We start from the raw sequence: 13,733 nt of genomic DNA, 5'->3' as shown, positions 1-13,733 counted from the left end.
CTGGGTGTTTATACAAGGCAGAGGCGTCGATGTGTAGCTAGCCTACATGAGAAGCCGATAACGTAGTAGAAATGACCAGCAAACGCTGCCCGAAGGGTTCGGCTAAAAGCGTTTTACTCTTTGTTGAGGGAGATTTGCTTAGAATACTAGGTTACTTCCCCCTCGCCGCGATTAAAACGCTTTTATCTCGAACAAAATTTAACCACGAAAGGTCAACACGCCCTGATCAGTGCCAAATAAGAAGCACAAGGAAGCAAAGATGGAGACAAACACATCCCATGAGCGAGTAGTTGACGCCAAAGCTTATCAGCAGCTTGAGGCGATACTGGCTCAGAAAATAGAAACGGAACGCATTGTCACGCAAGAGGCAAAGCGATTGGCTTACGGCACCGATGCGAGTTTTTATCGCTTGGTGCCGAAAATGGTTCTAAGACTTAAAAACTTAGAGGAAGTGATATTCACGATTCAAAGCTGTCGTGAACTGGGCATTCATTTTACCTTTCGCGCGGCCGGTACCAGTCTTTCAGGACAAGCGGTTTCAGATTCAGTACTTATCACTCTGACCGACGATTGGCGTGGCCATGAGATTGTCGATAACGGCAATCAAATCATTCTTCAACCCGGTGTAATTGGCGCTGATGCCAATAAATACCTTGCCCCGTTCCAACGTAAAATAGGCCCAGATCCAGCCTCTATCAACACCTGTAAGATTGGTGGTATTGCAGCGAACAACGCCAGTGGCATGTGTTGTGGTACTGCGCAGAACTCCTATCGCACGGTCGAAAGCATGAAAGTCGTATTGAGCGATGGCACCCTGCTCGATACCGCAGACAGTGCTAGCGTTGAATCATTCAAGCAGTCACACAAAACGCTGTTTGATGGTATTGCTGAATTACACCGTCAAACCAGCTCAAATCAAGAACTCGCCGACAGAATCCGCCACAAGTATCGCCTTAAAAACACCACGGGCTACGCACTCAATGCATTAGTCGATTACCACGACCCAATCGAAATCATTAAACACCTGATGATCGGTTCAGAGGGCACGCTAGGCTTCATCGCTGAGATCACTTACAACACAGTGATTGAACACCCGAACAAAGCCTCTGCTCTGTTGGTGTTTGCCGATATCGAGCAAGCCAGTAAGGCTGTGACTACGCTATCCAAAACTCCGGTTGCTGCTGTTGAGTTAATGGACGGTAGAGCGCTACGTTCTGTCGCGGATAAACCGGGTATGCCTGCGTTCATGCCAAGCCTAGATCTAGAAGCTGCAGCTATTTTGGTGGAATCACACGCCAGCTCCCAGCAGGACTTAGATTTACAATGTAAATCAATTTTGGATGCATTAGCTGATTACACGATTGTCGAATCTGTCCCTTTCACGTCCGATCCTAAGACTGTCGCTACCCTGTGGGGCATCCGTAAAGGCATGTTCCCGGCCGTTGGCGCAGTGCGTGAAGTCGGCACGACGGTCATCATTGAAGATGTTGCTTTCCCAGTCGAAAATCTTGCAAATGGCATTCGAGAGCTGCAAGAGCTGTTCGATAAATACGACTACAGCGAGGCGATCATTTTTGGCCACGCTCTGGAAGGCAACCTGCACTTTGTGTTTACCCAAGGTTTTGATAGCCAAGAAGAGATCGACCGTTACGGTGGTTTCATGGATGACGTAGCCGAGCTTGTCGCCGTGAAATATCAAGGATCTCTGAAAGCGGAACACGGCACAGGCCGTAACATGGCACCTTACGTGGAGTTGGAATGGGGCAAAGATGGTTACGCCTTGATGCAACAGATCAAAGCGCTGTTCGACCCAGAAAGGTTGCTCAACCCTGGCGTTATCATCAACGACAACCCAAACTCCCACATCACAGACTTAAAGCCAATGCCAGCTGCCGACGATCTGGTCGACCGCTGTATTGAGTGTGGATTCTGTGAGCCAGTCTGCCCGTCTCGCACACTGACCTTGTCACCTCGCCAACGTATTGTGCTGTACCGAGAACTGCAACGCCGACGAGCAGCAGGTGAAGAGATAGAAGCCAGCGAACTAGAAAAAACCTTCGAATACCAAGGCATCGATACCTGCGCGGCAACAGGTCTGTGTGCCGAACGCTGTCCAGTAGGCATTAATACGGGTGACTTGGTGAAGAAGCTTCGTGTTGCCAAGTATGAGAAGTTCACACCAATCGCCAAATGGACAGCGGATCATTTCTCGACCACCACGAAGCTGACCAAAGCCGGCCTCAAAACCAATCAAGTAGCGAGTAAGGTCTTGGGGGCAAACACGGTCGGTAAGCTTACCAATGGCCTGCGCTCAGTGACCAAAGGCGTAACGCCTGTTTGGATGCCTGAGATGCCGCAGTCCAACAGTTACTCTCTCACGGCTTCACCAATGACAGCCGAAACTTCTAATGACGCAAAGAAAGTGGTTTACCTCCCGTCGTGTGCTAGCCGAACCATGGGGCAACAGAGTGATGCGGGCGACCAACGTCCTCTAACGGAAGTGACCATGTCTTTACTTAACAAAGCCGGATTTGAGGTTATTCTTCCGAAGAAGCTAGATGACCAATGTTGTGGCATGCCTTACGACAGCAAAGGAATGAGCGATTTAGCCCAATCTAAAGCGCAACAACTCGAAGAAGTGTTGTGGCAAGCGAGTCGTCAGGGTGAATACCCAGTATTGATGGACACCAGCCCGTGTGCCAAACGCAGTATTGAGCAGTTCACTAAGCCGTTAGAAGTGCTAGAACCGACAGGATTTGTGAACCAATACTTGCTAGAACACCTGACGCTTGAACCACTTAAAGAGACCGTGATGCTGCATGTCACTTGTAGCTCTCGCCGAATGGGCTTAGAAGGGGCGATGTTAAACCTTGCTAAAGCGTGTACTGAAGAAGTGATTGTTCCAGAGCATATTCAATGTTGTGGCTGGGCGGGTGACAAAGGCTTCACTACGCCAGAACTGAATGAAGCAGCGGTGCACCCACTTAAGGAACAAGTACCGAGCAACTGTACTCGTGGATTCAGTAACAGCCGAACTTGTGAGATCGGTTTGTCACATCACAGTGGCATTCCATATCAATCAATCTTGTACTTGGTGGACGAAGTTGCACAGTAGCTTCACTCTCATTACTAGTGACGAGCTCTAGCTTAAAACGAAAAATGGCAGCCTAATCAGGCTGCCATTTCTTTATTCGATTTAAAACGTGCTAATGAGCTAACAGTTAGAGAGCTAAACGCATCAACTCTTCTGGCGAGTAGTGTTCTGCTTCTGCACCTTTGGCAATTAAGTCGATCACTCGGAACGCACTCATATCACCAAATTCTTTGGTCAAGTAATCACGAAACGCTTTTTCGTTCGGCCATTTTCCTCGCACGATATAACCCTCTTCTTTGTCGAAGTCTTCCGTCTCAAAGAAAGAAAAATCAGTCATACCAATGTTGTGGCAATACAAAACGAGATACATGTTGAATCCTTTACACTTAACTAGGGTCTATTGAACTTTCGAGCAGTTCTAAAAGCAGACCTAAGATTACAACATAAATAGCCAACCGAAAACTTAAGCCCCTTGCTGATTCGTTAGTCGTCAAACATCATGTTGATGGCAGCACCCAACAGAATGAGCCCAATAATTGGTCCCATCACAGCCAATGGCGCGCGCTCAATGTATGGCAAGTTCTCTGCAATCATTAAACCCCATTCAGGTGTTGGTGGTTTTGCCCCTAACCCGATGAAACTCAGTGATGTCAGGCTTAGCGTGATGACTGGCAACCTCAACAACGCGTGTCTTAGTAGCGGCGGTAACACATAAGGAAGCAAGTAGAAGCGGAAGATGCTCAGCTTGCTAGTACCCCACAATGGCGCGAGGTGCGTATAAGGCTGAGCCTTAGCTTCCACAATTAAACTTGAACAGTGCGCCGCTAATGGCGCCCAAGATACCAGTACAATCGCGATTAATGCGCTGTTCGGGTTCATCCCAGTTAAGCCCGCAACCAACAGGCCAGCAATGATGTAAGGGATGCCCTTAGTGATCTCGATAAGGCCTTGGCTAAAACGTGTGTTGAAGCCCATGATGATGCCCGTCACCAAGCTCAAGAAGGTTGCCAAGATACCCGCTTGGAAGGTCTCGACCATACCAGAACCGATTCTCGCTAACAGGTCTCTCCCAATGCCATCGGCCCCCAAAGGTGCTTGCCAGCTCGGTGATGCCAAACGTGCAAACTGGCTGGTGTATGGGTCTCGGAATACCGCCCATACCACGATAGCAATTAGGAATGAGAAGATCGCAAAAGCAGTGACACGCTTGGCGCGGCTCTGGGTAAAGCGAAACGAAGAGTGACTACTAATTAGCTTGCCGCTTTTCAGGCTATGACCCAGAATCAACTGCTGAACAAATAAGCTGATGCTGCTTACTGCAATCGAAAACAGCAGCAATACTAATAAGCCGCCTTGCAGCATAGGTAGATCTTGCGCCTTAGCAGCACCAAGAATCATGCGCCCGATCCCCGGAATCGAGAAGATAAGCTCAACTGCGACCGCGCCACCCGTCAAGCCGATCACAGTCATCGCGATTTGTGGGATCAGGCTGCTCAACGCTCTTTTCAGCGCAAAGCGAATAATTTGATTAGAGTGAACGTTGGCACTGAGCCAAGTGATCACCCAAGGTTCATTAAGAACGCGTTGTAAACTGTCTCTGAGTAGGCGACTAAATAGGCCGCTAGCGGGCAGTGCGAGTGCTAAACTCGGTAGCCAGATATCTTGCCAGCCTTGCCAACCATACGGTGGTAGCCAGCCTAACCAGATTGAGAACACCAGTATTAATACCGAAGCCACCACGTACTCTGGCAAGGATATTAATACGGTGCTTAAACTGCTGTAACTCTGCCCTAATTTGCCTTTCTTCCAACTACGCAAGGTAACAAGTAAACCTGCACCGCACAGTACGAAAGTCATCAGCAATGCACTAGACATCAAAAACAAAGACGTAGACGCTGTTTTTTGCAGACCTAATGCAACCGAAGAGCCATCTATCCATGATGTACCTAAGTCCCCAGAGAAGGCACTGCCAACCCAGTCGATTAGGCGCTCACTTGCCGAACGATCCAGCTGTAAATCAGCTCGCACCGCGGCTAAAGCTTCAGGCGTAAGCAGGTGTTGTTGCCCCGCCCTCGCTCGCAGGATGGATTGACTTGGGTCGATGCCGGCAATGTCAGGCATCAAGCCAACAAGAATCACCACCACAATTAATAAAGCGATTCTTGATAGCCAAGGCGTCAAGATAAATAAGGTTCGACGCAGAGTCTCAGCAGATAGCATTTATTTAGTTAACCTGTGTTGCCGAGTTAACTTGTGTCGCTTTTTTGACCTGTGTAGTTTGGTCAACCAAGCGACGCTCACTTGGGTCACGAACTACATTGCTTACACGCTCGCTTTCACCTTGAATCACACGCTCATGAAGCAGCGGAATAGCCGCGACGTCATTAAGTATTTTTTGCTCAGCTTCAATGATCGCTTGCTGACGCAGCGCACCTAGTGGTTGCAGGTCTGCGTGAGTCAATGCTTTGTCTACTTCTTGAGAGCAGAACTGACCAAGGTTGAATGAACCCTTACAGCCAAAGTCACTCATCATGTAAGCCACTGGGTCACCAGAATCCAGAACGGTTGCACGAGAAAGGATGAACGCATCAAACTTGCCAGACAATGCATCGTTTTCAATCTGAGCGTATTCGCGGATATCCAGCTCAACTTTAAAACCAGCCGCTTCGAGTTGCTGTTTAAGTAGTGCAGCGACTTCTGGAAGCTCAGCACGATCAGTAAAAGTACCGATAACAATGCTTTCACCGTTTGCTTTTAACGTTTTGTCTACCGCCTGACCTTCAGGTCGAATCGGCTCAGCCCAAGCAAGTGCAGGACCTAACAGACCTTGCGCGATATCCGCGTGATTTTCGTACACGGTCTTAACGATTTGCTCACGGTCTACCGCAGCAGCAGCGACTTTACGTAGGTTGATATCGCTAAATACACCCGATTTGTTGTTCAGGTAAAGCGTGTTAGTGCGAGGCATTGCCACTTCATAAAGCAGGTTAGAGTCAATGGTCGCGATTTGTGAAACTGGCACCGCTTCAACGACGTCTGCAGTACCCGTTCGTAGAGCTGCGGCACGAGCGAAGCCGTTTGGAACATACTCTGCAATCACAGATTCAATTCTCGCCTTTTCGCCCCAGTAGTCATCAAATCGCTGGAGCTTAGCACTTGTTGTTCCGTTAATTTCAGTCAACTCAAACGGGCCCGTACCTGCGCCAGTTGGGATTACACGACCATCTTCTTGGTAAGCGCTTGCTGCAAGAATCGCTAGCTGAGGGCTTGATAGACGGCTTGGTAAAAGAGGGTCATCAAAGCTGGTTTTGATCTCTACGCGGTAGTTGTCCATCGCTTTCACTTCTAACTCTACACCATCTAGGATGCGTGGCTTAGGTGCCGCTTCTAGAGCTTTCTGTAGTGAGTTCACAACAGACTCTGCGGTTAATGTCGAACCATCGTGGAATTTAACACCTTGGCGAACCGTGAATTGCCACGTCAGTGGATCCACCTGTTGCCAGTCCGTAGCCAGCATTGGCTCAGCTTCTGAAGCTGGGCTCAGGTTAACTAGCGTTTCAGCCGTGCTCCAACGCGATAACTTAAACGCATCATCAGAAAGTGGCGATAGGCCCGTTCTTGGTGGCTGCATCATCGCGACACGGATTTCAGATTTGACCGCAGCTTCGCTCGACTCTGGTTGAGAGTCAAAACAGCCTGTCAAAGGCAGCGCTAGCGCAAGTGCGCAAGCCAATTTGATTGAATTAAAACGCATAGTTATTTTTCTCTATAGCTGTATTTTATTAATTAGTAAGGTTGTGTTTAACAAGTAGATTTCGACAGAGGCTGAGATTCGATCAACATCTGAGTCGCTGGATGAGCAGGAATGCTCATCACTTGATAGGTCGATCCGTGCTCCACCATTTCACCATGGTCGAGGACCAGAATTTCTTCACAAAGTGCCTTTGCTGCCCCTAGATCATGTGTCACCAAAACTAGGCGCATATCACGCTTCTTTTTCAATGAATTCAATAAGTCGAGTAGCCTCTGACGATTCACCGGATCTAGGCTGCTGGTTGGCTCATCGGCAACTAATACTGCGGGTCTAACGACAAGCGCCCGAGCAATCGCCACACGTTGAGCTTGGCCTGTAGAAAGTTGATTGGGTTTCAGTGATAACAAAGACGCAGGTAAGCCAACGTCCGATAGCGTCTCTTCAATGATGCTTTCATGATTGCCAGAAACATCAAGGTTGCTCAACGGCTCGGCTAAGATCTGTCGAACGGTGTAGTAAGGGTTGAGGCTAGTGTGTGGCTCTTGTGGCACCAGTTGGATAAGGCGACATACTGCCGCTTGCACTTTGCTATCTCGAATTGGCAATGAATAACCAAACAAGCTGATATCACCAACGGTCGGCGATTTCAGTCCAAATAGCAGTTCAATCAGCGTAGATTTACCCGCACCAGAACGTCCAACAATAGCTAGGCTTTTGTCTTCAACATTAAGGTCGATGTTCTGTAGCGCTTTGAACGCCTGGCCACCTAACCAACGAGGAATGGAGTAATAGTGCACTCCGACATTCTCGAACTTAATCTCAATCGGTGTTTGTGTTTCTGAATCAATCACAGGCATTGACGGCGAGACTTCTGAATTTAGTGGAAAGGCTGAGCTCATTCGATGAGATCTCTCAATGAACAACAGAACGCGTGAGAACTCGATTCAAGCGCATGTTTCGGTGCTCCATAAGCCACCACGCCGCCATCATCAATCACCAATAACTTGTCACACGCTAACGCGCTGTGTAGATCATGAGTAATAAGCAAGCCGCCAATCTGGCGCTGCTTAACATTGTCACGAATCAGCTTAAGTATCTCTTGCTCTGTTACCGGGTCTAACGCACTGGTCGGCTCATCGGCAATGATGATGTCGGCGTTACTCAGCAAACCAATCGCAATACACACTCGTTGACGTTGTCCTCCAGAGATTTGGCTTGGGTATAACGGCAAAATAGTTTCTGGATTTGGGAAACCCAGTTGCACCAACAGTTCGTTGATCTTGGTTTTGTCTTTTGACTTAGGTTTTGTACGAGTCCCTGTCAGTGCCAAACTGAGCTGACCTTCAATGGAAACGAGCGGATTGAGCGCTTGAAGGGCATCTTGGAAGATAACCGCTGGCCTTTGTGCTGCTGTTCTTTGCAGCATTGGTAAGCCACATACCGCCTCACCAGCAAAAGTAATATGACCATCCACCTCGACAGCCTCTGGCAGAAACCCCGCAATAGCGCGAGAAAGCATCGACTTACCAATGCCTGAAGGCCCCATGACCGCCAACAGCTCTCCTCGATCAACATCGAAGTGGATATCTTGGAAAAGTGTTCTTGAAGAAGTTTTGATTGTTAGTCGGTCAACAGACAAAAGTGGGGCGTTCACGAAAATACTCACAGATAAGATGTTATAACATAACAACTCTATCATTTGGCCGACATGATGAAAAGAGAACATTGAACTGTATCGCAGTTTTTTGCTGTTTGATTGACCGATTTTAACTATTCATCGGATACAAAAAAGCGCCGTCTAAATTTACTGTGTAAAGATAAACAAGCGCTTTCATAAAGTTTTAGAAGTGACTTTAGATAGAGTTAATTCGTCGCCCCATTAAGACCCTCTTTTGCCGGGTAACACTTCTGTTTAACCTGAGTGATGAACGGGTACAGGAAGGCAATACGCCCAAGGTAGAACAGAGTAAACGCTAGCCACAAACCATGATTACCCCATGCACCAACAGCTAGTGCTTGGACAACCAAGAACACCAACAAAGTCGCGATGCTAGAGTCTCGAACCGGACGTGTGGTTCCTGTTCCAGTAAAAATGCCGTAAACCGTTAAGCCAAAGCCTGCCACCAGCGGGAACACAATCAGCCACGGGGCCATCTCTTGATACAAGGCAACCAGCGCTGGAATATCGGTAAACAAGAAAACAATCATGTCTTTGAAAATCAAAGTTAAAAGCGTCAGCGCAGCAATGAAACCTGCGGTCCATTGGAAGTTAAGCCTTAGCACACGATCCAACACCGACGCATTTTTCTGCCCCACCGCTTTACCCGCAAATACACTCGATGCGTTAGCAATACCATCAAACATGTAACTAACAATGAAAGTTACCTGCATCAAAATTGCATTAGCGGCAAGAACATCGGTACCCAGTTTAGAACCGGTACGTGCCATCATATTGAAGAACACTAAGATACAAATTGTACGTAACAGTAGGTCAGTATTCGAAGAGATGATTGTCGACAGGTCTTTCTTGGTCATCTTCGAGCCTTGTAGGAACTCAGAGACCGAGATGTTGCTGGTCTTCATAACCAGCGTCATACCAATCGCAAAGGTGGTGATTTGGGCAATCAAACTTGCGTATGCCACACCCGCAACACCTAAGTCGAAATACAGGACAAACACCGCGTCTAATACAATGTTCAGCACGTTGCCAAACACTTGTGTATAAAGGACTTCTTTGGCTTTCGCCTGCCCCATCAACCATCCAATAATGGTGTAGTTGAGTAGCACAAAAGGTGCGCCATAAATCAAAATACTGAAGTAGATGTGCGCTTGATCAGCCACGTTAGCTTCAGGCTCTATCACCCACATCGCACCTTGCCAGATCAGGGGTTGTATCAAGATAAAGATCAACCCCACCAAACCAGACAACACGAATGGGCGCATCAAGCTGCCTGCCAGTTCCGAGCGTTCTCCCTTGCCTAACGCCATTGCACTTTGCCCAGTGGTGCTGACACGAAAGAAACCAAACAACCAATACATGGTATTCATGATGATGGTGCCAATCGCGACCCCACCTATCAGTTCAGCAATACCAAGTTGCCCAATCACAGCAGTATCCACGGCACCGAGCAGAGGCTGAGTAACCGTAGAGATAATGAAAGGGAAAGCGATTTTCAGATAATCTTTGTGAGTAATAGTCATGTTTACTAGCAGGTGATATTAAGAACTATTTGCAATAAGAAGGTGATGCTATCGTTTAATCCGTACGTTGTCATCTTTTAATGGAGTACATTATCAACAAAGCGTGTCTATCTTCGTCTACCTGCATAGAATCGTTGGCAGCTATTGGTCGTGCTAATTTGTCCCAACAAAAGAGCAAAGTCTGGTTCAACAAAACAGCACAACCATCGATTAGTAAAAACTCACGGGAAGATAGAAATCAAGTTCAAACACTTCATCACTATTAAGGAAATGATTCTGATGATAATGCACATAGGCGGGAGTTGAACGCTGCTTGAAACCTGATGTAGGTAACCATTTTTCTAATACCATACTGATCTGTGGTAGCAACTCTCCATAACGGCCATTGAGTCGAAACACGGCATGCAAACCACCGGGAATCACCATCTGATTAACCACGCAACGGTACTTAATCGGTTCACTGATCGCGATACACGCCACATAGCGACACTGGTCCATTTCGACCCAAGCAGGGTTTGAATGGTGCAAACCAAACTGGGTCGAAAAATCACGCTGTTCTGAATTCGCCCACGCTTTCAATATCAACCACGCATTGCGAATAGAACGGTTATAGCCAGTGTGTCGAACATAGGCTGCCATGCGTTCAGGTGTTTCCACTATTTTGGGTTCGGGTAGCTTGCGCTGTGCGACATTTTGATAACCAGCCGCCACTTCAGGATCTTTCAAATAAGGCTTTTCGGCGATCTGCAAATCGTGCTTGCGCCACTCGCCCGGAGACATATTAAAGGTCGCTTTAAAAGCCCGGCTAAACGAAGACACCGAACTGAAACCACATTTATTGGCTATCTCAACCACCGACGAGCGGGTATCGAACATCAACTGATTAGCGGCATACTCCATTCGGGTACGTCGAATGTATTGATGTAACGACTCCCCCACCACACTTTTGAACGTGCGATGAAAATGTTGCTCTGAGTAAGCCGCAATCTCAGATAGCGCTTTGGCAGACAACGGCTGACTGATGTCTTGATGAATATGGAACAGAACATCATTGATTCGAGATATATGTTGACGTGACATCGTTTAAATAGCATAAATGGACATGTTTAAGAGCATAAATGGACACGCTAGTTTTTACAATTGCCGTGTAATATCAAGCGATAGAATAAAAACGGAAAACGACGAGACACAACACATGGAAATCGCACAGTCATTACAACAAATTCAATCTTCATATATTCGAGAGATCCTCGCTGCAGCAAGCGATCCAAACGTCATCTCACTGGCCGGTGGTCTGCCGGATGAGAAAACATTCCCAATCGATTTAATGAAGCCAACGCTAGAAAATCTAGCGAACATGCCTGAAGTTTTCCAATACGGCTCTACGGCTGGTTACGTCCCATTGCTTGACCATCTAACGCAAAGCTACCACTTGCCAGAAACTCACACTGCGATGATCTGTACAGGCTCTCAGCAAGGTCTAGATTTGATTGCTCGTGCATATGTTGATCCCAATGATGTAGTTGTGATGGAAGCGCCGAGCTACTTAGGTGCGATGCAAGTGTTTGGCTTGGTTCAAGCAAACATTGTGACTGTGTCTCAAACCGAATTTGGCCCTAACCTAGATGAACTAGAAACGTGCTTTGCCGAGCAATCGCCAAAGATGTTCTACGCGGTGCCAGATTTCCATAACCCAACGGGCGTATGTTGGACAACAGAGACTCGCCAAAAAGTGGCAGAGCTGTGTATCAAATACAACGTCGCGTTCATTGAAGATGCACCATACCGAGAGCTACGTTTCACAGGCACAGAGCTGCCGTTGGTTTCGTCTTTCTGCCCTGATAACTCTATCGTTCTTCGTTCATTCTCTAAGATTGCATCACCGGGTTTACGTATCGGTGCGGTAACAGGCAAGCGCAGCTACCTTGAGCCACTGATCAAGGTGAAGCAAGGCGCAGATTTACACTCAAGCGTTCCTATGCAAGCCTTACTGCTTGGCCTTCTAAAACACCAAGACTTCAACGTACACATGGAAAGCATTCGTTCACTGTACAAGTCTCGCTATGAAGTGCTGTTTTCAGAACTAGAAAAACAACTGCCTGCTGACTGTGTATTGAAAGCGGTCGACGGCGGGATGTTCATTTGGGTTGAGATTCCAGAGTGCGATACTTTTGAATTGGCTAAGACCCTACTTTCAAATGGTGTAGCCGTTGTACCAAGTCCAGTATTCTATCCAAAGCCAGATGGAGCAAAAGCCGCACTGCGCTTGAACTTCACTAACGCTAATCCAGAAGAGCTGACTGAAGCAGTGAAGCGCTTAGCGGAAGTACTTAACCAAGCGTAGTCGCTAATTAAGTAAGACAGATTCAACACAAGCCCTGCTGTATTTGTACAGCAGGGCTTTTTCGTTCCTCAAACCGTAAATCCACAATAAAACAGGTGATAAATAGCCCTACACTTGGTTGGTTTTTGTCCTACATCGCCTTAGTTATACTGCGGCGGATTTTAATAAGCCATCATGACGAGCTAGGCTTCAATGTCCAGCTATGATCAGAATAGGCAACCGCTCTGGATTTACGTTCCAGCTCGCAGAAAGGAAAAACCATGTCTCAATATGTTGTATGTGCTCTGTATAAATTCGTAGCACTTGATGATTACCAAGAAATTCGCCTACCGCTAACTGAACTTCTAGAAGCCAATAACATTCGCGGTACTTTGTTACTCGCAAGTGAAGGTATCAATGGTACCGTTGCTGGTAAGCGCGAATCTATCGACGCTCTTCTTCAATGGTTCAAGCAAGACACTCGCTTAGCGGATGTTGTTTACAAAGAGTCGTTCAACGACGAACAACCATTCAACCGCACCAAGGTAAAGCTTAAGAAAGAGATCGTAACCATGGGTGTTGAAGGCATCGACCCTCGCCATGTTGTTGGTACTTACGTTAAGCCAAACGAATGGAATGACCTTATCTCAGATCCAGATGTGATCTTGGTTGATACTCGTAACGACTACGAAGTAGATATCGGCACATTCAAAAACGCAGTAAACCCGAATACGGAAACTTTCCGTGAATTCCCTCAATACGTTGAAGATAACCTAGACCCGAAGAAGCACAAGAAAGTCGCGATGTTCTGTACTGGTGGTATTCGTTGTGAAAAATCAACGGCCTACATGAAAGAACAAGGCTTTGAAGAGGTTTACCACCTTGAAGGCGGCATTCTAAAGTACCTAGAAGAAGTACCAGAAGAAGAGAGCATGTGGGAAGGCGATTGCTACGTGTTTGATGGTCGTGTTGCCGTTAACCACCAGCTAGAAAAGAGTGGCTACGATGTATGTAACGCTTGTCGTCTACCAATCACAGAAGAAGACAAAGCCTCTGAGCATTTCGAGAAAGGCGTAAGCTGTCCTAAGTGTTTTGATAAGCACTCTGAGGAGCAGAAAGCGCGTTTCCGTGAACGTGAAAAGCAAGTACAGCTATCAAATGCGCGTGGTGAAACCCATGTAGGTGGCGATGCTGCTCACCTGATCGAACAGCGCAAAAAAGAAAAACTGGCACACAAAGAGCAACAACGTTCTGGTAAGAAAGCTCAGTAATATTTGATTCTGCTGAAACAACAAAGGGCATTAACGTATCCACAATGGAAGGTTAGTGCCCTTTTTTGATGCTACTCTCGCTTTGTGTTT

The 13,733-nt window shown here is 47.1% G+C and carries 10 protein-coding genes; 3 read left to right on the top strand and 7 right to left on the bottom strand.

The window, feature by feature from the left end:
- Positions 1 to 259 precede the first annotated feature (259 nt).
- A complete protein-coding gene (locus F0251_RS03870) occupies positions 260 to 3,115 on the top strand; it encodes an FAD-binding and (Fe-S)-binding domain-containing protein (protein WP_171730363.1) in 2,856 nt (951 codons plus the stop codon).
- A gap of 106 nt (positions 3,116 to 3,221) precedes the next feature.
- On the opposite strand, the gene F0251_RS03865 is transcribed toward F0251_RS03870, so the two are convergent.
- From F0251_RS03865 to F0251_RS03835, 7 genes are all read right to left on the bottom strand, one after another.
- Positions 3,222 to 3,464: a hypothetical protein gene (locus tag F0251_RS03865; RefSeq protein WP_171730362.1), complete on the bottom strand. Its 243-nt coding sequence runs from the start codon at positions 3,462 to 3,464 to the stop codon at positions 3,222 to 3,224.
- Between the two features lie 113 nt (positions 3,465 to 3,577).
- Positions 3,578 to 5,314: an ABC transporter permease subunit gene (locus F0251_RS03860; RefSeq protein WP_171730361.1), complete on the bottom strand. Its 1,737-nt coding sequence runs from the start codon at positions 5,312 to 5,314 to the stop codon at positions 3,578 to 3,580.
- A 4-nt stretch (positions 5,315 to 5,318) separates the two neighbouring features.
- On the bottom strand, positions 5,319 to 6,848 hold the full coding sequence (locus tag F0251_RS03855) for an ABC transporter substrate-binding protein (RefSeq protein WP_105058719.1): 1,530 nt from the start codon (positions 6,846 to 6,848) through the stop codon (positions 5,319 to 5,321).
- A gap of 47 nt (positions 6,849 to 6,895) precedes the next feature.
- A complete protein-coding gene (locus F0251_RS03850; protein ID WP_116871054.1) occupies positions 6,896 to 7,747 on the bottom strand; it encodes an ABC transporter ATP-binding protein in 852 nt (283 codons plus the stop codon).
- Positions 7,744 to 8,502 (bottom strand): ATP-binding cassette domain-containing protein, encoded by a 759-nt coding sequence (locus F0251_RS03845; RefSeq protein WP_116871543.1) that lies wholly within the window; start codon positions 8,500 to 8,502, stop codon positions 7,744 to 7,746. The genes F0251_RS03850 and F0251_RS03845 overlap by 4 nt, the downstream gene beginning before the upstream one ends.
- A gap of 209 nt (positions 8,503 to 8,711) precedes the next feature.
- A complete protein-coding gene (locus F0251_RS03840) occupies positions 8,712 to 10,049 on the bottom strand; it encodes an MATE family efflux transporter (protein WP_171730360.1) in 1,338 nt (445 codons plus the stop codon).
- Positions 10,050 to 10,259: 210 nt separating this feature from the next.
- Positions 10,260 to 11,129 (bottom strand): GyrI-like domain-containing protein, encoded by an 870-nt coding sequence (locus tag F0251_RS03835; RefSeq protein WP_061032943.1) that lies wholly within the window; start codon positions 11,127 to 11,129, stop codon positions 10,260 to 10,262.
- A 115-nt stretch (positions 11,130 to 11,244) separates the two neighbouring features.
- Here F0251_RS03835 and F0251_RS03830 point away from each other — a divergent pair, with 115 nt between their 5' ends.
- Complete coding sequence (locus F0251_RS03830) at positions 11,245 to 12,393, top strand: PLP-dependent aminotransferase family protein (protein WP_171730359.1); 1,149 nt, start codon at positions 11,245 to 11,247, stop codon at positions 12,391 to 12,393.
- A 260-nt stretch (positions 12,394 to 12,653) separates the two neighbouring features.
- Positions 12,654 to 13,643, top strand: a complete 990-nt coding sequence (locus tag F0251_RS03825; protein ID WP_061032941.1) for a rhodanese-related sulfurtransferase — start codon at positions 12,654 to 12,656, stop codon at positions 13,641 to 13,643.
- The last annotated feature ends 90 nt before the right edge of the window (positions 13,644 to 13,733 follow it).

Source organism: Vibrio sp. 070316B, from assembly GCF_013114115.1.
GTDB classification, from domain to species: domain Bacteria; phylum Pseudomonadota; class Gammaproteobacteria; order Enterobacterales; family Vibrionaceae; genus Vibrio; species Vibrio chagasii_B.
This window is presented reverse-complemented; position numbering and strand designations above follow the sequence as displayed.